The sequence below is a fragment of the Herbidospora galbida genome, assembly GCF_005233835.1.
Taxonomy (GTDB): domain Bacteria; phylum Actinomycetota; class Actinomycetes; order Streptosporangiales; family Streptosporangiaceae; genus Herbidospora; species Herbidospora galbida.
Genome location: NZ_SZQA01000015.1, coordinates 81,705 through 103,502, shown reverse-complemented (window position 1 = coordinate 103,502; position 21,798 = coordinate 81,705). Strand labels below are relative to the sequence as shown.

Here is a 21,798-nt window from a genome sequence, read left to right as displayed (position 1 = left end):
TACTGGAAGCAACTGGAATAGCTTGGCTTTCCATGGGGCCGCTGTTAAGGTGCGGAAACGTGGATCTGGACGGGCTGGAAGCACAGATGGGGAAGCTGAGGAAAGCCATCCGGCAGGCGACGTCGGCCGGGCGGCACGCCGAGGCGCGGGCGCTGCGGGCCCGGTTGCGGGAGACCGAGCGTCAGTGGGACGCCGAGGTCGAGCAGCCCGCCACCCAGCCTCCGCTGGTTCCGGTACGCGAACAGGTCCACCGGGCGCTGACCCTGCTCGGCGCCCCGACCGCCGCGAGGATGATCGTGGCGGTCGACGAGTCGTTCTTCGGCGGCCAGATGGCCAACACCCAGCTCACCAGCCTCCGGCGGGACGAAGAGAAGTCCTACCGGTCGGCGCCCGGCGCCCGGCCCTACTACCTGTGCGCCGCGCTCACCTCCGAACTGCTGTCACCGGCCCGGGGTTTACTGGCGCTCAGCACGTGGGGGCTGCCGCAGCGGATCATCGGGCCGCTGAGCCCGCGCACCGACTTCCTGACCTCGGCCGTCCGGCTCGCCCAGCACCTGATGCGGCTCGACGACGCCTCGCCGGGCGCGTTCCGGCTGCTGGGGCAGCTGGCGCAGAACATCCCGGGGGCCGGCGACGGCTTCGGACCGGCCGATCCGGCCAAGGTGATCGCCGCGGCGGGGGCGGAGCTGGCCGTACACCAGGAGAGGGATCAGATGGACAGGCGGGAGGCGGCCGCGCGGGCGGCAGATCGGCTGGGGCCGGTCGAGCAGCTCTTCGGGTCGGGCCTGAAGACGGTGAGGTCGGCGTGACCCGCCCAGAAAGCCGACTCGACGCCATCCGGGGGAACACCCCGGGGCAGGACCACAACGCCCGCAGCATCGCGGCCCTGGCGGCGAACCCGGCGTGCGACCGGCGGGCGATCCTCGACGCGGCGGCGATCGACAAGCCCCGGCTGATGCGGCGGCTGCGGTTCGACGACCGGTGGGGCCAGTCGCCGTTCGCGATCCAGCGCAACCAGCAGTTCACCGACCTGGTGAAGGCCAACGGCGCGGCCCACCTGCTGCGGCTGCTGCGCACGCTGCTCGACCTGCCGATCGAGGAGGCGGGCTACGTCAACCTCGAAGACGCCGGAGGCAACGAGGGCCACGCCGCGCGGCACGGGCACACCCGCCGGATCATCCGGCAGACCGCCGAGGGGCGGGGCCGGGCCACGATCCTCGACCGGCCGCTGCTGCGGCTCGACGTCGCGGGCGCCCAGGTCTACCTGGAGCCCGACGTCATCGCCTTCCAGCTCGGCGGGATGTTCCACATCGTGGCGATCAAGTCGTTCGCGATCGTCGACGACCAGGCCGACACCCCGAAGGTGTCGGCGGCGGCGCGCGAGGCGGCGGTCTACGTCCACGCGCTGCGCGACCTCGTCGGCCGCGACCTGGTCTCCCACGACGTGATCCTGGTCTGCCCGCGCGACTTCACCAACGAGCCGACGGCGACCACGGTCGACGTCCGCCACCAGCTCGTCACGCTCGCCCGTCAGCTCTCCCGGCTGACGAGGATCGACGCGATCCTCGACCGGCTGCCCGAGAACCTGAGCCTCGACCTCGACGCGCTGTCGCCGGCCCAGATCGAGGCCGCCGTGGCCGCCATCCCGGCGCGCTACGCGCCGCAGTGCCTGTCGGCCTGCGAGCTGTCGCACCTGTGCCGCCGGGAGGCCCACGACCTGGGCCATCTCGACGCGCTGGGCCGCGTCGTGCGCGACGACCTGGGCGGCATCGAGTCGGTGCAGACCGCGCTGCGGGTGGCGACGCCGGGCGAGCCGGTGGCCGACGACCAGGCCGAGATCGCCGAGCGGCTGCGCCACGTCGCGCGTCTCTACGACGAGGCGGTCGCGTGAGCCTGCTCCACTCCTACGTGAAGGTGCGGGCGCGGGAGCGGGGGCGGGCGCTGCCGCGCGCCACCGTGCGCCACGTCCACCTGGCCGAGGCGCCGATGGTGTTCGTGCCGCTCCGGCTGGCCGGCGAGGCCGCCGCGCCGCTGGGCGCGATGGTCGGCACCGACCCCGCCCGCCCGACGCTGCTCGTGGTGCCGCAGCCGCGCAACCGCGACCTGCGGTTCCAGTTCCTCGCCGACCTGGGCGCGGTGCTGCTGCCCTACGTCGACCGGATCTCCCGGCAGGTCGAGACGGTCGAGGCCAAGACGCCGTTCGAGCGGTGCCTCGACGCGCCGCAGATCGTCGTGCCGAGCCCCGGCGGGGTCGAGTTCACCGCCAAGCTCGGGCGTTCGTCGCGGTTCCGGCGGACGACCGGGCCCTACGCGGTCGACCCGGCGGTGCCGATGCTGGGCCGGTGGCTGACGTTCCTGGCCGAGCAGAGCGAGTTCGCCGGGTCGTCGCTGATGGTGGCGATGACCGACCTGCTGACCGCCCACTGGGTGACCGGGCAGAGCGCGGCCGAAGACGGCGACCTGGCCGCGCTGCTCGGCTGGATCGACCCGCCCGAGGGCCTGACCGGCCCCGAGGCGGCGGCGCTGGCCGACGACCCGCTGAACCCGCCCGCCGGGCCCGACACCCATCCCGAGTTCGACCGGCAGGAGCTCCAGAAGGCGATCGAGCACTACGACGCGACCGGTTCGACCGGACAGGTCGAGGAGGCGCTGCACGGTCAGCTCCGCCCGACGTGGGACCGCATGTGGCAGGCGATCGGGCTGCTCGCGGCGCTGAAGGAGTCGCCCGGCGCGACCGCGCGCTGGGAGCGCGACCGCGTCCACGTCGCCCTGCACCGCGCCTGGATCGACGGCGGCGGCCTGCCGCAGGGCAAGCGCGACAGCGCGGTCGCGGCGGCCAAGCGGCTGGCCCGGCTGGAGGCGGCGCAGCAGTCGTTCGAGGCGACCCGCGCCTTCGACGACCCCCTCGTGATGGCCGAATACCGGGCCGACGGGGTGGCGTTCGCGGGCGAGGTGGTGGCCGTCGACCTGACCCGGCGCATCGTGCCGCCGGGCGGCAAGCGCGAGGTCCCGCGTCCCCTGGTGACGATCGAGACCTCCGATCCGGTACGCCTGTCCAAGGGCAAGAAGGTGCGCTCGCCCTCCCGTCCGCGCCAGTCGGCGACGATCACGTCCCTGTCCGACCGGACGGTCACCGTGCAGATCGACGACGGCATGGGCCGGGGCGCGCAGCCCGCCGAAGGCAGCGTGCCCGGGGTCGGGACCGTGATCTGCTACACCGAGCTCGACCCCGGCGAGTCGCGCCGCGCGCCCCTGCCGCCGCGCGAGGAGACGCCGTGGACCCACGGCGGCCCGCCGCCCGAATACGTGCCGACCGACGACGACGCAGCGGAGCCCTGGGCATGACCCCCGCCGAGGCCGCCCGCGCGGCCACCGAGACGATCCTGGCCGACTACACCAGCGCCGCCTCCCCCGGCCTGGTGGTCGACTCGCCCCCCGGCGCCGGGAAGACCACGCTGGTCGTCGAGACCACCGCCGCCATCGCCGCCAAGGGCGAGCGGCTGATGATCGTGGCCCAGACCAACGAGCAGGTCGACGACCTGGTCGACCGGCTCGCGCGGCGCTCGCCCGAGCTGACGATCGGACGGCTGCACGCCGAGGGCTTCGACCCGCCCGAGCGGGTCCGCCGCCACGCCGCCGTCACCACCGGCAGCAAGATCGCCCAGGTGGACGCCTGCCAGGTCGTCACCGCCACCGCCGACAAGTGGGCCTACGTGGCCGACCGGAGCTGGAAGTGGGCGATCGTCGACGAGGCCTACCAGATGCGCTCCGACAAGCTCCTCGGGGTGGCGCGGCTGTTCGCCGACGGGCACGCCCTGTTCGTCGGCGACCCGGGCCAGCTCGACCCGTTCAGCGTGGTCGACAGCGAGCGGTGGACCGGCCTGAAGTGGGACCCGCTGCAGAGCGCCGTCGCGGTGACCCAGCGGCTCAACGGGCTGCGCACCCACCGGCTGCCGGTGTCGTGGCGGCTGCCCGCCAGCGCCGCGCCGATGGTGGCCGAGGCCTTCTACCCGGCGGGCGGCTTCACCGCCGGCACCGAGGAGGGGACCCGGCGGCTGGAGCTGACCGTGCCGGGGATGCGCTCGTCGTTCGACCGTACGGTCGAGATGGCCGCCGCCACCGGCTGGGCGCTCTACGAGCTGCCGAACCGGCACACCGTCCGCACCGACCCTGAGGCCGCGCAGGCCTGCGCCGAGATCGCCCGGCGGCTGGTCCAGCGCGGCGCGGTCGCCCACGACGAGCACGGCTCCCACCCCGTGACCCCCGACCGGATCGCGATCGGCTGCGCCCACAACGACCAGGTCGCCGCGGTGAAGCTGGCCGAGCCGCCCGAGGGCGTCACCGTCGACACGGCCAACCGGCTCCAGGGCCGTGAGTACGACGTCACGATCGTGCTCCACCCCCTGTCGGGGCGGCGCGACGCGACGGCGTTCCACCTGGAGTCGGGGCGGCTGTGCGTGCTGACCTCGCGGCACCGGCACGCCTGCGTCGTGGTGGCCCGCGCGGGCATCGCCGACCTGCTCGACCACCATCCGATGAGCCCACGGGTGCAGCTGAACGTGCCGATCAAGTTCCCCGACGGGTGGGCCGCGAACCATGCGGTTTTGGCCCACCTGGAGAACTACAGGGCCTGAGCCAGCACGTCGCCGATCAGCGTCGCGGTCAGCCCGATCTTGTACGCCGTCTCGGGGAACGCCGGCGTCCAGTCGAGGCGGGCCGCCCGCGCGAACAGCTCCTCCGACGGCGCGTTCCCGGTGAGCGCCGCCTCGACCTCGGGCAGCCGCAGCGGCACCGCCGCCACTCCCCCGACGGCCACCCCGGCCCGGACGACGACGCCGTCGCGCACCGTCAGGTGCGCGACCGCCTCGGCCAGCGGCCACTCGGCCGAGGCCCGACCGGCGGCGCGCTTGTATCCGGCGCGCTCGCCCTCGACCGGCGGCGGCAGGGTGACCGCCGTGAGCAGGTCGGACGCGTCGAGCAGGTGGTCGCGGGCGCCGTCGCCGTAGAGGCCGGCCACCGGCTTCGACGGCCGGTCTTCGATCTCGGCGACGGCGTCGTAGGTGAGCAGCGCCATCGCCACCGACGACGGGTGCGGCGCGACGCACGGCCCGAGGTCGAGCACGACGGCGCGCTCGCCCGGGTTGCCGCGCGCCGGGCAGCCCTCGCCGCCGGTCTTCAGGCACTCGTAGTGCTCGTTGCGGTAGTAGCGGCAGCGGGTGCGCTGGAGCAGCACCCCGCCGAGCGTGGCCGCGCGCCTGATCTGCGGCGTCGCCAGCGCCCCGGCCGTCAGCGCGAGCGCGGGATAGGCGGCGGTCAGGGCGGGGTCGGTCGCCAGGGTGTCGACGGTGACCATCGCCCCGATGCGGAAGCCGCCCTCCTCGGTGGTCTCGATCGACCGGAGGCCCCGGTCGTACAGATCGATGATCGGGCCGGTCGAGCGGCCCGACGCGCGGCGTTCCATCAAGTCGGTGCCGCCCGCGCGGTATTCGGCGGTCATCGGGACATCCCTTCGAGCAGCCGGTCGGGGCGGATGGGCAGGTCGAGCGCGCGGAAGCCGGTCGCGTTGAAGATCGCGTTGCCCACCGAGGCGGCGACCGAGACGGTGCACACCTCGCCGAGCCCGATGCCGCCGCCCGGGACGTGGTCCCAGCCGTCCTCGTGGAAGTGGATGGTCATCTCGGGGGTGTCCTTGACGCCCGGCAGGCGGTAGTCCTCCAGGTTCGCCGACAGGACCACGCCGGTGCGCGGGTCGGTGACCCGCTCCTCGTAGAGGGCGTAGCCGATGCCCTGCACGATGCCGCCCTCGCACTGGTTGCGCGCGGCCGCCCGGTTGTAGATCGCGCCGACGGCGACGCCGCCCCACACCCGTGTGACCCGCGTGTGGCCGAGCAGGGTGTCGACCTCGACTTCGGTGATGTGCACGGCCCCCGCCAGCCCCCGGCCGATCCGCAGATGGTCCATGGACACCGGGACCGCCGAACCGCGCCGGTCTTTGGGCCGTTCGCCGAGGACGGTCACGCCCTCGGCCTCGCCGACGGGCTTGCCGTCGAGGCGCGCGGCGAGTTTCCCGGCCGCGTCGCGGGCGGCCGGGCCGACCGAGGCGGTCGACCGGCTGCCACCGGCGACGGGACCGTGCGGCGCGTGGGAGTGGCCGACCTCGACGTCGATGGCGGCGTCCGGGAAGACCTCCCTGACGGCGTTGCGGATGACGGTTCTGACGCCGGTGCCGATGTCCTGGGTGGCGGTCCGGGCGACGATCCGGCCCTCGCGCACCGTGAGCTCGACCTTGGTGTCGAGGTCGGCGGTGTAGATCCAGTTGGCCGCGGCCGCCCCGACGCCGCGCCGGTAGCGGCCGGTCTGGGGCGTGGCGGGCCGGTCGCGCCACAGCGGGAGCTCTGCGGCGATCTCGTAGAGGGCGCGGCGGCGGCGGTTGCCGTCCCAGGTGCGCCGGAGTCTGAGCGGGTCGGCGCCGAGCCGGTGGGCGATCTCGTCGACGCCCTGTTCGACCGCCCACGCGAAGGGCGGTCCGCCCGGTCCGCGGAACGGGCTGGCCGGGGGCGCGTTGCCGACGACGTCGCGGTCGCGGAAGTGGCGGGGGCCCCGGCCGTACATGAGCAGGCCCAGGGTGGCGACCATGGAGCCGGTCGAGACCCCGCCGTGGCCCGAGACGTCGAGCGAGATCGCGGCCAGCCCGCCCGTCGGGGTGCCGAGCATCCGCAGCTCCGAGCGGGTGCCGGGGCGGTAGCCGGTGTCGGTGAGTTCCTCGGCGCGGGACATCGCGACCCTGACCGGGCGGCCGAGCTTCCGGGAGAGCTCGACGGCCGCGACGGCGTCGGCGCCGAGGCCGAGCTTCGACCCGAACCCGCCGCCGACGTGATGGGCGACGATGTCGACCTTCGGCGGGTTCCAGCGCTTGGCGGCGGCGGCCTTGAGGTGCGGGAGCGCCTGGGTGGAGGTGTAGAGCGTCAGCCCGTCGGCCCGCCAGTCGGCGACGGAGGCGTGCGGTTCGAGCGCGGTGTGCGACTGACCTGCGGTGGTGAACGTGGCGGCGAAGTAGCCGGGCGCGTTCCGCTCCTCGGCGGCGTCGAGCCGACGCCGGGCGGTGCGCCCCCGCCAGGCCGAGGCGTAGCCCGACCGGACGTTGCCCCGCCACCGGCCCGGGAACCCGGCGCCTTCGGCGCTGGAGGGCGCGTTCTTCTGGGCGGCGGCGTCGGGGAAGATCGCCGGGGCGTCGTCGCGCCGTGCCTCCTCGGGGTCGACGACGGAGGGCAGCGGTTCGTAGGAGACCGTGACGCTCTCGGCGAGTTCCCTTGCCTGGGCGGGCGTCTCGGCGGCCACCGCCGCGATCGGCTGACCGGCGTAACGGACGACGTCGCCGTCGAGAAGGCGGACGAAACCCTCGTGCGGCGTCTCCTCGGCCGGGTCCGATCGGAGGCTTTGCCCGCTCATTTCGGGAAACGTCACCGTGACGCGCGCATGGGGCAGCCGGGATCGCACGATCACGCCGTGGAGCATGCCCGGGAGGGTCACGTCGACCGTGTATTCGGCCGTTCCGGTGACCTTGGCGGGGGCCTCGACCCGGGCGGGCACCGGCTCGCGGTCGTCGAACTCGCCCGCGCAGGCCTTCTGGACGGCGGTGAGGATGTTCTCGTAGGCCCCGCACCGGCACAGGTGCCCGGTCAGCGCGTCGGCGACCTCCTCGCGGGAGGGCGTCCCCTCGCGGTCTTTGCGCCACCGGTCGTGGAAGACGACCGCCTCGGTCACGAAGCCCGGGGTGCAGAACCCGCACTGGAGCGCGTCGCACTCGACGAAGGCCCGCTGGACGGGATGGTCACCACCGACCCCCTCGACGGTGGTGACCTCGGTCCCGTCGAGATGGGCGGCCGGCAGCAGGCAGGACACCTTCGGCTCGCCGTCGACGAGGATCGTGCAGGCCCCGCACACCCCGGCGCCGCAGGAGACCTTGGTGCCGGTGGCCCCGAACGCCGTCCTGATCACGTCGGCGGCGGTGTCGTCGGGGCCGGGGTCGTGCTCGCGCGGACCGCCGTTGAACGTCAGGCGCATCGGGGGCTTCCCTTCGGCTCTTTTCCGGAGTGAATGTTCACTCCGCTTGCGATCGTATGTCAAGCAGCGCCCACGTGGCCGCCTGAGCCGCCGCCAGATCGTCGTCGGTCAGCCGCAGCCCCCCGCGGCGCGCCTTGATCAGCCCGACGAGCGCGCCGTAGACGAGCGCGACCAGCATGTGCGGGTCGCCGGACCTGATCTCCCCCGCCTTCTGCCCCTCGGTGACGAATTGGACCGCCGTCTCGTCGATGGACGTCGAGGCGGTCCGGCTGTCGACGTCGAGGTAGCTCTCGTGCTGCTGGAGTTCGAGGAAGGCGAACGCCGCCGGGTGTTCGGCCGCGAACCCGACGAAGGTCCGGAACATGGCCGCGAACGTGCTCGCGTAGGACGCCCCGGCCGACCGCTCGGCCGCGAGCCGCTCGCCCAGCCGCTGCTTCCAGAGCCGGTAGACGGCGTTCCCCAGCGCCTCCTTGCTGGGGAAGTACCGATAGAGGGTGCCCACCGACACCCCCGCCCGCTCGGCCACCACGGCCACCGGGGTGTCGCCATAGGTACGCTCGTCGAACACCGCGAGCGCTGCGTCGAGCAGCGCCGCACGCGTACCTCCCGCTCGTGTCATTCCGGCAGTCTACGGTGGGCTTCGTGGGGATGACCTGGGACGAACCGGCTACCGTCGCCGAAGCGGAGGCGATCCAGTCGCGGCTGCGCCCGCTGGCCGATCTGAGCTCCGAAGGACCTGCGGAGATCGGCCTCACGGCCGGCCTTGACGTGGGCTACGCGGAGGACGGCACGGTGACCGGAGCCGTCGTGGTGCTCGACGCCTCGCTGAACGTCGTCGACCGGGCGGTGGCCCGGGAGCGGGCCAGGTTCCCCTACGTGCCGGGCCTGTTCGCGTTCCGCGAGATCCCGCCCCTGCTGACGGCGCTCTCCCGCCTGTCGGTCACCCCTGGCCTGCTGGTCTGCGACGGCTACGGGGTGGCGCACCCCCGCCGCTTCGGGCTGGCGTGCCATCTGGGCGTGCTGACCGGGCTGCCGGCGATCGGGGTGGCGAAGACGGCGTTCGTCGGGACGCACGAGACCCCCGCCGACGAGCGCGGCTCGTGGACGCCGATCGTCCTCGACGGCGAGACGGTGGGCCGGGCCCTGCGCACCCGCACCGGCGTGAAGCCGGTGTACGTGTCGCAGGGACACCGGATGAGCCTGGACAACGCGTGCGCCCAGGTGCTGCGGCTGGCCCCGGAGTTCCGGCTGCCCGAGCCGATCAGGCTGGCCGACCGGCTCTCTCGTACCTGACCGACAGGTCGGGCTTCCAGACGCCCTCCTCCTGCGCGAGCTCCCACCCGCCGTCGATGACGTCGCCCTCGACGGTGGCGGTGAAGCGCTGGGCGAAGCCCGGCTGGTCGCGCCACATCCTCCAGACGCCGTCGCCGAAGACGCACTGGTAGACCCGGTGGACGCCCCGGCCGTCGGAGTAGAGCTGAGTGAACCGCCCGGTGTCGTCGTCGGGGCCGTAGACGCAGACGGCGGGGAACAGCTCGGGCATGCCCTGGTCGCCGGGGAAGACGTCGGTGCGCTGGACGACGAACCGGTCGTCGAGCCACGTGAACGTCGACCTGACCCGGCCGAGGACCCGGCCGTCGGGGAGCGCGGTCGTGACGGCCCACTCACCGATGAGAGGCTTCAATCGCTGCATGCCGCATGCGTAGCAGAAAACTCCAGCCATGGGGGCGCGGGCACGGCCTTCTCGGCGGCACGGCTGACCTCCTCCCAGGCCGCCCAGGTCTCCATCTTCTGCCGGGAGACGTCGAAGGCGAGGTCGTAGACGGCGCTGCCCAGCAGCAGGCGCAGCGGCGGGTCGTCGCTGTCGACGAGCCTCATGACGGCTTCGGCCGCGAGTTCCGGCAGGCTGTCGACGGACCCTTCGGCGAACCGCTTCTCCAGTTCGGCCCGCAGCGGCGCGTACACGTCGAGAGGCTCGGTCATGACCAGCCCGCTGGTGTAGAGGTCGGTCCAGTAGCCGCCGGGCTCGACGATGGTGACCCTGACGCCGAAGCTCTCGGCCTCGGCGGCCAGCGCCTCGCTCATCCCTTCGAGTGCGAACTTGCTCGCGCTGTACATCCCCGTGAGGGGGAAGCCGCCCAGCGCGCCGATGCTGGAGATCTGCAGGATGTGGCCGCTTCCCTGGGCGCGCAGGTGCGGGAGCACGGCCTGGCCGACCCAGAGGGGGCCGAAGAAGTTCGTCTCCATCTGGGCGCGGGCCTCGGCCTCGCCGAACTCCTCCAGCATGCCCATGGCGAGGTAGCCGGCGTTGTTGACGACGACGTCGAGGCGGCCCATCCGCCGCACCGCCTCGTCGACGGCGGCCCTGACGGCCGCGCGGTCGGTGACGTCCAGGGGAAGGGCGAGAAAGCGGTCGCCGTGCTCGGCGGCGAGCTCCTCCAGCGCGGCGAGGGTGCGGGCCGCCCCGACGACGCGGTCGCCCGCGGCGAGCGCGGCCTGCGCGAAGGCCCGGCCGAGGCCCCGGCTCGCTCCGGTGACGAACCACACGCGATCAACGGTCATTACGGTCTCCTGTCGTCTGCCGAGACGAACCGTCTCGGCTTGCCAAGACCGTACTACGAGACGGTCCGTCTCGTCTATGCTTCTGTCATGACGACGCAGCGAAAGGCGCCCGACGCGGCCCGGCGCAACGAGGCCGCCCGCCGGGCGATCCTCACCGCCGCACTCGACCTGGCCGGCGAGGTCGGCTACGCCCGGCTGAGCATCGAGGCCATCGCCACCAGAGCCGGGGCGGGCAAGCAGACGATCTACCGTTGGTGGCCGTCGAAGGGCGCGGTGCTGTTCGACGCCCTGCTGATGCTTTCCGAAGGGCAGGACGACCAGCCCGCCGACCTGCCCGACACCGGCGATCTCGAAGCCGACCTGAAGACCGTGCTCCGCGCCACCGTCGACGAGCTGAACGACCCGCGCTACAGCGAGCCGATGCGCGCCCTGGCGATCGAGATCCTCCTCGACCCGGCCCTGGCCGCCGACTTCGCCGAGCGCCTCGACGAACCGATGCGCGAACTCAAGCGCCGCCGCCTGCGCCGGGCCCAGCAGGCCGGGGACCTCGGTCCCGGCGTCGACCTCGACGTGGCCGTCGACCTGCTCTGGGGGCCGCTGAAGAACCGGTGGCTCCACCGCGAGGGCCCGCTGACGACCGAGTTCGCCGACACCGTGGTCGAGACCGCCCTCAACGGGCTGCGCCCGGGTCAGAGCAGCTCGTCCACCAGCCGGTAGTAGTGCAGCAGCTCCTCGTCGATGCGGTCGGCGAGGCCGTAGGCCGCGAGGAAGCTCTCCCACGCCACGCGGTCCCCGTCGAGTTCCCGGTGGACGAGCGCCAGGTCGCGGTGCCGGTCGGCCACGCCCAGCGCCGGGACGTCGATGACGACGGGCTCCCCCGGCGCGGGCAGCAGCACGTTGGCGGGGGTGACGTCGCCGTGCGCCACGACCAGGTCCTCCTCACGCGGCCGCCGGGCCAGCAGCCGGTCGAGAACCGCCTCCGGGGTCAGGCCGAGGTGGTCGTCGTCGAAGTCGTCCGGGTCGACCAGCCCGCCGCACACGTTCGCGGCGGCGCGGTCGAGCACGACCGGCAACCGGCCGTCGAACGGGCACCCGGCGACGGGCAGCTCGTGCAGCAGGCGCAGTGTCCGGCCCAGCACGGCGCCGACATCGGCGGGCGCGGCGGCCTCCAGCGACGGGGCGCCCACGTCGGCGAGCACGAGAACGGGGTCGTCGAAGGCGACCACCTCCGGCACGGCGACGCGTCCGCGCAGCCAGCGCAGCCGCAGGTGTTCGGCGCCCGCGAGCGGGCCGTGCTTGACGTAGAAGACCTTCTCGCCCGACGTCACCCGCAGGGCCGTGCCGCTGGCTCCCTCGTGATCGGACGACCATGAGGCGTCGGCGTCGATCAGTGCGCGAAGTCGCTCGGAGAGCCGCATAGATCACATTCTGCGCTACTCCGCTGAGTAGCCCCCTGCTCTCGCCTGGACCGTTCCGTGTGGCCATGGTGGACTTCCGACAATTCATCCGAAGGCCACCAGGAGCCCGATATGGACGTAAAGGCCGTCTTATCCGCCGCCGCCACGGATCCGCAGCCCGAGGCCGCCGCCCCGCAGCCCGTCTGGACCATCGTCCCCGGCACACTGGCCGACTTCCTGGCCACGGCCGGCACGCTCACGCTCGGCCAGCGGCGGCTCATCGTCCGGCAGGCGCTGCTGGTGTTCGAGCAGAACTTCGCCCACCTGCCGCTCAAGGTCGCCATGCACGGCGTCAACCCCGTCCAGCGGCTGCGGCTGCTCCAGTCGCGGCTCAGCCGGCAGGAGACGCCCGACCCCGAATGGGCCTTCCACTTCGAGCTCCAGTCGATCTTCCACTCCGTCCGCGACCTGCACACCGGCTACCAGCTGCCGAAGCCGTTCGCCGACGCGGCGGCGTTCCTGCCGTTCCGCATCGAGCAGGCCGGCGACCGCTACGTCGTCACGCAGGTCAACGCCGACCTGCTGCCCGTGGGCGGCGACCTCAGGGTCGGCGTCACGGTCACGCACTGGAACGGGGTGCCCATCGGCCGGGCCGCCACCGCGAACGGCGAACGCTACGCGGGCGGCAACCTGGCCGCCCGGCACGCGCGCGGGCTCGAGTCGCTGACCCAGCGGGCGCTCGCCGGGCACCTGCCGCCCGACGAGGAGTGGGTCGTCGTCTCGTACGTCGACCTCGACGGCAAGCCCCAGGAGCTGCGGATGCCGTGGCTGGTGCTGCGCCGGACCGTCCCGGCCGCCCCGGTCGGCGGCGACGCGCCGCGCGGCGTCGACATCGAGGGCGAGCAGCTGGCCTCGATCAGGAGCTTCCTGTTCGAGGGCGCGGGGCCGTCGAACTACACCGCGACCGGCATCTTCCTCTGGCGGGCGGTCGAGACGACGTCCGGCACGTTCGGGCACGTCCGGATCACCGGCTTCAGCCTCGGCGAGTTCACCTCGCAGGCCCAGTTCGTGGCCGCGCTGCAGGCGCACGTCGAGGCGTTCGCGCAGATCATCACGTCGCTGCCGGAGGACGGGCTGATCCTCGACATCCGGAGCAACCCGGGCGGCCACATCCTGGCCGGGGAGATCCTGCTCCAGTTCCTCACCCACCGTCGCATCCAGCCCGAGCCCGCCCAGATGGTGAGCTCGCCGCTGAACCTGCTACTGGCCTCGCACACCCCCGACTACGCCCGCTGGCGCCGGTCGCTGGAGCTGTCGGTCGAGACGGGCGCGGTCTACTCCGACGCCTTCCCGCTCAGCTCCGAGGAGATCGTCAACGCGTTCGGGCAGTTCTACCACGGCCCGGTCGTGCTGATCACCGACGCGCGCTGCTATTCGACGTCGGACATCTTCGCCGCCGGGTTCGCCGACCACGCGATCGGCACGATCATCGGCGTCGACGACAACACCGGCGCGGGCGGCGCCAACGTGGTGGGCCAGGCCGACCTGCTCGACGACCTGCGCGACGTGCCCGGCAGCCCCTACGAGCCGCTCCCGGCGGGCGCCGCGATCAGCGTCGCGATCAGGCGCACCCTGCGGGTGGGCGACGCGGCCGGGACCCCGCTGGAGGACCTCGGCGTGGTTCCGTCGGTACGCCACCGGCTCACCGTCGCCGACGTGCTGGAGGGCAACCCCGACCTGATGGAGACGGCCGGGCGCGAGCTGAAGCTGCTGCCGAAGCGGCGGCTGAAGGTGAGTGTCGTCCCGGGCGACGACGCGCTCGTCACCCACTTCGACACCCTCGGCCTCGACCGGATCGACGTGTACGTCGACGGACGCCCCCGTGGCTCAGTCGACGTCGTCCCCGGGGCCGGCAGCCTCACCCTGCCGGGCACCGGTGAACAGGTCAGGGCCGAGGGATTCCTCGGCGGGGAACTCGTGGCGGTCGCCACGGCCTTCCCCCAGGCCGGCTAGCGGCGGGCCGCGGCGGACCGGCGGACCTTCTTGTCGAGCCAGGTCGGTCCGCTGGACCGGATCGTGACCGGGGCGTCGAGTTCCTGGGCGACCAGCCCGGACCACGACTCGGGCGCGTCCGACAGGATCGGGCGGGCGGTGAGCAGGCGTTCGGACTCCTGCGCCCGGCGCTCCAGCCCGCCGCCGGGCACCAGGGTCAGGCCGTCGGCGTACTCTCGGCAGACCTTGAGCTCGGGGTGCTCGTCGGCCACGTCGAGGTGGGTCACCGCGATCTCGTCGACGCCGCCGCAGACGCGGGCGGCGTAGCGGAGCGCCACGAGGTCGAGGTGACCGGTGCGGAACGGGCCCTGCCACTCGCCGGTCACGTTGTGGCGTTCGGGCAGGTGGAGGGTGGGGTCTTCGGTCACGAACGGGCCGTTGCCGTGCCTGGTCATGTACGTCCGGACCACGCCCAGCCGCTTCGCGTCGTCCATGCCGGCCTCGCCGAGCAGCTCGAACGCGTTGGTGAAGGTGGTGGTCGACCACGTCGTGTAGGGGTGGAAGCCGTGCCACTCGTCGAGGAGCACGCCCTGGGCGCCCTCGAAGACGAGCGGCCCGCCCGAGGGCAGCCGGCCGGTGCGGACGGCCCCCGCGAACTGGCGGTAGGCCTCGGCCACGTCGTCGACCGACGGGAGCCTGATCGGCTGCCCGATCTCGGCGGAGGCCCAGTCACGCAGCCGCCGGAGCAGCGGCCGCAGCGCCCGGGGGTTGCCGCAGTCGGCGACCCGGATCGCCGCGCCGGGGTTCTCGATCGCGTACGACGCCGTCTCGCCGACGCCCATGCCGCACGAGCCGTGGCGGCGCTCGCCCCGGGAACGTTCCCGGAACTGGTTGACGCGCATGTGGAACGGCGTGGTGACCAGCGCCTCGGGGTCGACGGTCAGCAGGTCGAACGGCCGGTGGACGCCGAGCCAGCGCAGGTGGTGGGCCTCGCTGGCCAGCCGGATCGGGTCGACCATCATGAACTTCGACAGGAACGTGCGCACGCCCCAGAAGGTGCCCGCGCCGAACTGGGCGAAGGTGTGGTGACGGCCGTCGGGGGTGACGACGTTGTGGCCGGCCTGGCCACCGCCGTTGTAGCGGACGACGGCCCTGATGTTGTCGTGCCGGGAGCACAGGTAGTCGACGATGGTGCCCTTGCCCGCGTCGCCGTATCCGAGGTCGGCGACGATCACGTGGTCTTCCATGGTGGCATCCACTCTCGCTAGTGGGCCTTCTGGGACATGACGCGGTCGACCACGGTGAGCGCGATCGTGTCGCAGATCGACGAGATGTCGTCGAGCTCGATCACGCGGTCGCCGAGAAGCGTGCGCCACAGGCCGCTGACCTGCTGGTCGCCCGCGTGGGAGGTGCCGCCCGGGATGATCATGTTGATGTCCCAGGTGCGGGAGGCCTCTTTGACGACGGTCTCGGTGCGGACGTCCTTGACCATGGACTCGCCGAACAGCCTGGCCACCTCTGAGCCGGCCACCGACGGGTAGGGCATCTCGTCGCCGATGACGAAGGCGACCCCCTTCACGCCGCGCTTCTCGTGGCAGTCGAGCGCGGTGTGCCGGGCGAGGAAGTAGAGGGCCAGTTCGTAGCTCTCCTCCATGCCGCCGCCCCCGCCGCCCTCCAGGTAGATGTCGCGCAGGTCCTGGTCCATCCGGTTGTCCGACTCGAACTGGCCGATCTGGAGGGGAGCGCGGTCCCACTTCGCGTCGCCGACCGCGCCGAACATGATCTGGGCGTCGGGGACCAGCGCCGTGACGGTGGAGAGCAGGCTCGGCAGGCGTTCCTGCAGCTCGCGCGGGACGCGCTGCATCGAGCCGGTGACGTCGAAGAAGACCGCGACGGCGAGGCTCTCGGGGTGCTCCTGTGAGTCGCGGGCCTCGCGGACTCTGACGTGGTAGGGGTTGAGCTTGTCGTGCACCTCCCGGAGATGGCGGGGACGCCGCCTCATCTCCTCGGTGTGGCCGAAAGCAGGTAAGCCCTGCTCTTGGCGGTAGATCTGGGCGGCGTGGAACTCGTTGTCGGACCAGTGGCCCCATCCCATGTGCGGTGACTCCTCATCGGTGGCTTCGAGCTTTCGGTGGCTTCAGGTCGTCTCGGACGGGCGCAGTAAAGCCGGATGGAGCTGGGTCGCGCCGCCCCACCGGTAGAGCCGCGCACGGGGGCCCCCACGTTCTCCCCCGCGCTCGGTGGTGCGGCCGGTCTCCTCGACGTAGCCGTCGACCGACACCACCTTCCGGTGGAAGTTGCCGGGGTGCAGCTGCTCGCCCCACACGACCTCGTAGACGTTGCGCAGTTCGGAGATGGTGAACTCCGGCCCCACGAACGACGTGGCGAGCGAGCTGTACTCCAGCTTGTTGCGGGCCCGTTCGACGCCCTCGGCCAGGATCTCGGCGTGGTCGAAGGCGAGCTTCATGTTCCTGGTGGCAGCCAGGGACATCCACGCGGCGTTCTTGGCGTCGGTGCCGGCGACGGGCTCGGGCACCTGGGGTGCGAAGGCCAGGTAGGCCACCGTGAACACGCGCAGGGGGCGCGGGTCGCGGCCGGGCTTGCCGAAGGTCTTCAGCTGGTCCAGGTAGACACGGTCGAGGTCGGTCTGCTTGAGGCCGGTCTCCTCCTTCAGTTCCCGGGCGGCGGCCTCGGCCAGGTCCTCGTCAGGCTGGACGAAACCGCCCGGGAGCGCCCACTCGCCCTTGAACGGCGGCTCGCCGCGTTCGATGAGCAGGACATGGAGCTCCTTGTCGCGGATCGTCAGGATGACGAGGTCGACCGTCACCCCCACAGGCGGGTAGGCACGCGGCTCATAGGTCTTCAGCCATTCCGCTTCCGCCTCTTTCATCACACCGTCTTTCTCAAACTGAGTATTTCTGAGAATGAGCATAACCCCGTGTCCAGCCGAACACAAGGTGTGTTCCTGAACGTTTCACCACGCTCCGTACGCCATCCCACGTCGGCTGACCTCGTGTCGTCACGTTCCCGAAACACCCTGTACGCCGAACGGAAACGCGCCCACATTGAGATCCGCCCACCCCCTGGAGATGACCTGCTCATGAGACCCCCACCCAGACTCCGGCCGCGGTCGTGGCGGTTCCGCGCCACGGCCGTCTTCGCCGCGGTGGCGGCGGCCGTCGCGCTCGCCACCTTTCCCACCCTCCCCGCCAACGCCGCCATCGCGTGCCAGGTCACCTACGCCAAGCAGTGGGACAACGGCTCCGGCTTCGGCGCCAACATCTCCATCCAGAACCTCGGCGACGCCGTCAGCCCGTGGCGGCTGACCTACACCTGGCCGGGCAACCAGACCGTGCAGCAGGGCTGGAACGGCACCTGGTCGCAGTCGGGCGCGAACGTGACGGTCGTCGCGCCGTCGTGGGCGCAGAACCTGGCCTCCGGGGCGAACGTCGGGATCGGCTTCAACGGCCAGTACAGCGGCACCAACACCAACCCCACCTCGTTCTCGCTGAACGGGACGGTCTGCAACGGCCCGAACCCCTCGCCGTCGCCGTCCCCCTCGCCGACCCCGCAGGCACTGATCGTGTCGCCGACCACGGTGAGCGTGCCCGAGGGCGGCACGGCCACCTACTCGGTCCGGCTCCAGGCGCAGCCCACGTCGAACGTCACCGTGACCTCGACGGCCGGTTCGGGTGACACCAACCTGACCGTGAGCTCGGGCGCCGGCCTGACGTTCACCTCGTCGAACTGGGCCACCCCGCAGAACGTGACGCTGGCCGCCGCGCAGGACTCCGACAGCACCAACGGCTCCCGCACGATCGCGGTCGCCTCCAGCGGGCTGACCAGTGTGAGCGTCACCGCGAACGAGGCCGACGACGACCCGGGCACCACCCAGTCGCTGGTCGTCTCGCCGACCGCGCTGACGGTCCCCGAGGGCAACACCGCCATCTTCGGCGTACGGCTGGCGATCGCGCCCACCTCGAACGTCACCGTCACCACCACGGCCGCCTCCAGCGGCGACGCCGACCTGACCGCGACCGCCGGCACCTCGCTGACGTTCACCCCGTCGAACTACGCGACCGCGCAGAACGTGACCCTGAGCGCCGCGCAGGACTCCGACAGCACCAACGGCTCGCGCACGTTCACCGTGGCATCCTCCGGCCTGTCCTCGGTGGCGGTCACGGCGACCGAGGCCGACGACGAGAGCACCACCAACTCGTACATCACCGAGTTCCAGACGCAGTACAACAAGCTCAAGGCCAGCGCCTCGGGCTACCTGTCGCCGGAGGGCATCCCCTACCACTCGGTGGAGACGCTGCTCGTCGAGGCGCCCGACCACGGGCACGAGACCACGTCGGAGGCGTTCTCCTACCTGATCTGGCTGGAGGCGCAGTACGGCCGCGTCACCCGCAACTGGGCGCCGTTCAACGCCTCGTGGGCGCTGATGGAGCAGTACATCATCCCGTCGACGGCCGGGCAGCCGGGCGGGCAGACGGCGTACAACCCCAGTGACCCGGCCGACTACGCGCCCGAGTTCAACCAGCCGAACCAGTACCCGTCGCCGCTCTCGACGAGCGTCGTCGCGGGTCAGGACCCGCTGGCCAACGAGCTCCAGTCGACCTACGGCAACCGCACCATGTACGCCATGCACTGGCTGATCGACGTCGACGACGTCTACGGCTTCGGCACCGGCCGCAGCAGCAGCCTCAGCGAGTGCGGCGACAACACCAAGCGGGTCACCTACATCAACACCTACCAGCGCGGCCCGCAGGAGTCGGTCTTCGAGACCATCCCGCACCCGTCGTGCGAGACCCAGCGGTACGGCCAGACCGGCGGCGGCTTCCAGCCCCTGTTCATCCAGGGCACCGCGGCTCCGCAGTGGCGCTACACCAACGCCCCCGACGCCGACGCCCGCGCCGTCCAGGCCGCCTACTGGGCGCTGATCTGGGCGACCGAGCAGGGCAACCAGTCGCAGATCTCGGCCACCCTCACCAAGGCCGGCAAGCTCGGCGACTACCTGCGCTACGCGATGTACGACAAGTACTTCAAGAACCCCGGCTGCGCCTCCCCGACGTGCACCGCCGGCTCGGGCAAGAGCAGCTCGGCGTACCTGCTGAACTGGTACTTCGCCTGGGGCGGGGCCATGGACGGCACGTGGGCGTGGCGGATCGGCTCCAGCCACAACCACGGCGGCTACCAGAACCCGCTGGCGGCCTGGGTGCTCAGCTCGAACGGCCCGGCCGCGCTGCGCCCGCAGTCGCCGACGGCCGCGACCGACTGGACCACCTCGCTCACCCGCCAGGTGCAGTTCTACAAGTGGCTCCAGTCCGCCGAGGGCGGCATCGCGGGCGGCGCGACCAACTCGTGGGACGGCGCCTACGCCGCCCGGCCGAGCAACCTGCCGCAGTTCTTCGGCCAGACCTACGACGTCGACCCCGTCTACCACGACCCGCCCTCCAACCAGTGGTTCGGCTTCCAGGCCTGGGGCATGCAGCGCCTCGCGGAGCTCTACTACGTGACCGGCAACACGATGGCCAAGTCGGTGCTCGACAAGTGGGTCCCGTGGGTCATCTCGAACACGACCCTGGGCAGCGGCGCGACCTTCGCCATCCCGAACGAGATGGACTGGTCGGGCGCCCCGTCGGCGAGCTTCAACAGCACGTCCGGCACCCCGGCCGACAACCCCGGCCTGCACGTGTCCATCCGCAACACCGGCACCGACGTCGGCGTCGCCGCCTCCCTGGCCCGCACGCTGATCTGGTACGCCGCCAAGGAGAACGGCTCGACCCTGGGCACCCAGGCGAAGGCCACGGCCAAGGGGCTGATCGACCGCCTGCTGCTGTCGAAGACCAGCAAGGGCATCGCGATCCCCGAGCCGCGCGCCGACTACCAGCGCTTCGACGACGTCTACAACGCGTCGACGGGCCAGGGGGTCTACATCCCCTCGGGCTACAGCGGCGTCATGCCCAACGGCGACACGATCGTCCCGGGCAAGTCGTTCCTCGGCATCCGGTCCTTCTACCTGCAGGACCCGGAATGGCCCAAGGTCCAGGCATACCTGGACGGCGGCGCCGTGCCGACGTTCACCTACCACCGGTTCTGGGCCCAGGCGGACATCGCCATGGCCCTGGCCGACTACGGCACGCTGTTCCCGGCGGGCTGACAAGCGAGACGCGGACGGCCGAAGGCCGGCCGTGGCTCGCGCTCTGAATCCGCCTCAAAAGAAACGCCTGGCGCGGGTCCCCACGGGGCCCGCGCCGGGTTCTCTGGAGTACGCCGTGAAAGCACAGTTCGCGGGGGGCCGCGAAGGAAGGGCGCGGCTGGCCTGGGGGCAGCGCGCCATCTGGGACGCGATCCAGCAGGCCGGGCCCGCCAACGCCCACTTCTTCAACATCGGCCGGCTGATCCCCTTCGCCCGGGGTCGCGGGCCCTTCCCGCTGGACGACGTCGTCGCGGCGGTGGCCGCGATGGTCCTCCGGCACGAGGCCCTCAGGGCCAGGACCTACGTCGACGAGGACGGCGAGCCCTTCCAGGTCGTCCACGGCGAGGGCGCGCTGCCGATCCGGCTGGCCGAGTGCGCCGACGACGAGGCCGACGAGGTCGCCGAGGTGCTGCTGGCCGAGCTGGCCCGCACGGCCTTCGAGCCGGGCGACGAGTGGCCGGCCCGGTTCGGCCTGGTCGTGGTGGAGGGCCGGGTCAGGCACGTGGCGTTCGCGCTGTGCCATCTGGCCGCCGACGACTACGCCGCCGACCTGGTGGCCCGCGAGCTGCGCAACCTGCTGCTGCGCGGCGGGTTCCCCGTACAGCCGTCGCAGCAGCTGCTCGACCTGGTGACCGAGGAGGAGTCGGGCGTCGGCCGCTACCGCTCGGAGGCCGCGCTGGCCCACTGGGAGAAGGGCTACCGGCGCATCCCGCCCGCCATGTTCCCCGCGGTGGTCGCCCCGCCGGCGGAGCCCCGCTGGAGCCGGGCCGTCCTGAAGTCGCACGCCCTGGAGGACGCGGTCGCGGTCGTGGCCACCCGCCACCACGTCAGCACCGCCACGGTGCTGATGACCGCGGTGACCACGCTGCTCGGCACGCTGCAGGGCCACGACGTCTGCGCGATCACCCCGATCGTGCACAACCGCTACCGCCCCGCCACCCGCAACCTGGTGGCCACGCTCACCCAGCTCGGCCTGTTCACCCTGCGCAACGACCCCCTCGCGCCGCTGGCCAAGACCCTGGAGCAGTCCCACTCCGACGCGATGCGCTCCTACCGCCACGCCCAGTACGACCAGCGCGCCTGGGACGCGATGGTGGAGAAGGTGAGCGCCGACCGGAACGTGCGCGTCTACCCGTCGTGCTGCTTCAACGACGTCCGGCCCGTCGAGCAGCGGACGGCCACGCAGGTGTCGACCGACGGCCCGTGCCCGGCCCAGGTGGAGTGGCTGCCCGGCGTGGCGCACTTCAACTGCGACTTCTGCTTCGTGGTCACCCGCCAGGCCGGGACGCTGGCGATCGCCCTGACGGCCGACACGTGCCGGTTCCCGCGCGACCGGATGGTGACGCTGATGCGCGGGGTGGAGGAGCTCGTGGTCGAGTCGGCGTACCGGGACACCCGGCCGGTGGATCTCCGCGTGCTTACGTGAGGCGGATGGCGGGTGGCCGGGCGGTGAACTGCGGTTTCTGTCCGGCTTGTCCCCAGCGCGTTCCCACGAAGACGGGCGTCGCCGGTAGTCAAAGCCTGATATTTCACGATTTTGTCAGCGATGTGAGAGTCCTCCTTGACAAGGTTCACAACCCC

The 21,798-nt window shown here is 72.2% G+C and carries 18 protein-coding genes; 9 read left to right on the top strand and 9 right to left on the bottom strand.

The genetic code is table 11. The features are described 5' to 3' along the window. Nucleotides 1-59: 59 nt before the first annotated feature. From FDA94_RS17220 to FDA94_RS17205, 4 genes are read left to right on the top strand one after another with little or no spacing between them, the layout of a single operon-like run. Nucleotides 60-809, top strand: coding sequence for a hypothetical protein (locus tag FDA94_RS17220; protein ID WP_246059980.1), 750 nt, complete (start codon nt 60-62; stop codon nt 807-809). After that, a complete protein-coding gene (locus FDA94_RS17215) occupies nt 806-1,891 on the top strand; it encodes a hypothetical protein (protein ID WP_137248083.1) in 1,086 nt (361 codons plus the stop codon). Before FDA94_RS17220 ends, FDA94_RS17215 begins: the two co-directional genes overlap by 4 nt. Next, a complete protein-coding gene (locus FDA94_RS17210; RefSeq protein ID WP_137248082.1) occupies nt 1,888-3,345 on the top strand; it encodes a hypothetical protein in 1,458 nt (485 codons plus the stop codon). The genes FDA94_RS17215 and FDA94_RS17210 overlap by 4 nt, the downstream gene beginning before the upstream one ends. Further along, a complete protein-coding gene (locus FDA94_RS17205; protein ID WP_137248081.1) occupies nt 3,342-4,634 on the top strand; it encodes an AAA domain-containing protein in 1,293 nt (430 codons plus the stop codon). The genes FDA94_RS17210 and FDA94_RS17205 overlap by 4 nt, the downstream gene beginning before the upstream one ends. Here FDA94_RS17205 and FDA94_RS17200 read toward each other — a convergent pair. From FDA94_RS17200 to FDA94_RS17190, 3 genes are read right to left on the bottom strand one after another with little or no spacing between them, the layout of a single operon-like run. Continuing rightward, the gene (locus FDA94_RS17200; RefSeq protein WP_137248080.1) at nt 4,622-5,497 is read right to left on the bottom strand and encodes an FAD binding domain-containing protein; all 876 of its coding nucleotides are present in this window, start codon (nt 5,495-5,497) and stop codon (nt 4,622-4,624) included. The genes FDA94_RS17205 and FDA94_RS17200 overlap by 13 nt on opposite strands. After that, the gene (locus FDA94_RS17195; RefSeq protein ID WP_137248079.1) at nt 5,494-8,064 is read right to left on the bottom strand and encodes a molybdopterin-dependent oxidoreductase; all 2,571 of its coding nucleotides are present in this window, start codon (nt 8,062-8,064) and stop codon (nt 5,494-5,496) included. Before FDA94_RS17195 ends, FDA94_RS17200 begins: the two co-directional genes overlap by 4 nt. A 37-nt stretch (nt 8,065-8,101) precedes the next feature. After that, the gene (locus FDA94_RS17190) at nt 8,102-8,683 is read right to left on the bottom strand and encodes a TetR/AcrR family transcriptional regulator (RefSeq protein WP_137248078.1); all 582 of its coding nucleotides are present in this window, start codon (nt 8,681-8,683) and stop codon (nt 8,102-8,104) included. A gap of 29 nt (nt 8,684-8,712) precedes the next feature. Here FDA94_RS17190 and nfi point away from each other — a divergent pair, with 29 nt between their 5' ends. Continuing rightward, a complete protein-coding gene (gene nfi, locus FDA94_RS17185; protein WP_137248143.1) occupies nt 8,713-9,357 on the top strand; it encodes a deoxyribonuclease V in 645 nt (214 codons plus the stop codon). Here nfi and FDA94_RS17180 read toward each other — a convergent pair. Both FDA94_RS17180 and FDA94_RS17175 read right to left on the bottom strand, forming a co-directional pair. Continuing rightward, complete coding sequence (locus FDA94_RS17180) at nt 9,326-9,757, bottom strand: hypothetical protein (RefSeq protein ID WP_137248077.1); 432 nt, start codon at nt 9,755-9,757, stop codon at nt 9,326-9,328. The two genes, nfi and FDA94_RS17180, sit on opposite strands and share 32 nt — an antisense overlap. Then, entirely contained in the window at nt 9,745-10,626 is an 882-nt protein-coding gene (locus FDA94_RS17175; RefSeq protein ID WP_137248076.1) for an SDR family NAD(P)-dependent oxidoreductase, read from the bottom strand. The genes FDA94_RS17180 and FDA94_RS17175 overlap by 13 nt, the downstream gene beginning before the upstream one ends. Before the next feature lie 87 nt (nt 10,627-10,713). On the opposite strand from FDA94_RS17175, the gene FDA94_RS17170 reads away from it, so the two are divergent. Further along, on the top strand, nt 10,714-11,343 hold the full coding sequence (locus FDA94_RS17170) for a TetR/AcrR family transcriptional regulator (protein ID WP_137248075.1): 630 nt from the start codon (nt 10,714-10,716) through the stop codon (nt 11,341-11,343). Here FDA94_RS17170 and FDA94_RS17165 read toward each other — a convergent pair. Further along, nucleotides 11,316-12,044, bottom strand: a complete 729-nt coding sequence (locus FDA94_RS17165) for an aminoglycoside 3'-phosphotransferase (protein ID WP_137248074.1) — start codon at nt 12,042-12,044, stop codon at nt 11,316-11,318. The genes FDA94_RS17170 and FDA94_RS17165 overlap by 28 nt on opposite strands. A 111-nt stretch (nt 12,045-12,155) precedes the next feature. On the opposite strand from FDA94_RS17165, the gene FDA94_RS17160 reads away from it, so the two are divergent. Continuing rightward, nucleotides 12,156-14,036, top strand: a complete 1,881-nt coding sequence (locus FDA94_RS17160; protein WP_137248073.1) for a S41 family peptidase — start codon at nt 12,156-12,158, stop codon at nt 14,034-14,036. Here the strand turns inward: FDA94_RS17160 and FDA94_RS17155 are convergent. From FDA94_RS17155 to FDA94_RS17145, 3 genes are read right to left on the bottom strand one after another with little or no spacing between them, the layout of a single operon-like run. After that, nucleotides 14,033-15,262, bottom strand: a complete 1,230-nt coding sequence (locus FDA94_RS17155) for an adenylosuccinate synthetase (RefSeq protein WP_137248072.1) — start codon at nt 15,260-15,262, stop codon at nt 14,033-14,035. The genes FDA94_RS17160 and FDA94_RS17155 overlap by 4 nt on opposite strands. Nucleotides 15,263-15,279: 17 nt before the next feature. Next, on the bottom strand, nt 15,280-16,110 hold the full coding sequence (locus FDA94_RS17150; protein ID WP_137248071.1) for a hypothetical protein: 831 nt from the start codon (nt 16,108-16,110) through the stop codon (nt 15,280-15,282). Nucleotides 16,111-16,152: 42 nt separating this feature from the next. Continuing rightward, nucleotides 16,153-16,905, bottom strand: a complete 753-nt coding sequence (locus FDA94_RS17145; RefSeq protein WP_137248070.1) for an NUDIX hydrolase — start codon at nt 16,903-16,905, stop codon at nt 16,153-16,155. 210 nt (nt 16,906-17,115) lie between these two features. Here FDA94_RS17145 and FDA94_RS17140 point away from each other — a divergent pair, with 210 nt between their 5' ends. Together FDA94_RS17140 and FDA94_RS17135 are read left to right on the top strand one after the other, a co-directional pair. Then, nucleotides 17,116-20,178: a glycoside hydrolase family 48 protein gene (locus FDA94_RS17140; protein WP_137248069.1), complete on the top strand. Its 3,063-nt coding sequence runs from the start codon at nt 17,116-17,118 to the stop codon at nt 20,176-20,178. A gap of 115 nt (nt 20,179-20,293) precedes the next feature. Continuing rightward, nucleotides 20,294-21,643 carry a condensation domain-containing protein gene (locus tag FDA94_RS17135; protein ID WP_137248068.1) on the top strand — a complete coding sequence of 450 codons (1,350 nt, stop codon included), beginning with the start codon at nt 20,294-20,296 and terminating at the stop codon, nt 21,641-21,643. Nucleotides 21,644-21,798: the final 155 nt, after the last annotated feature.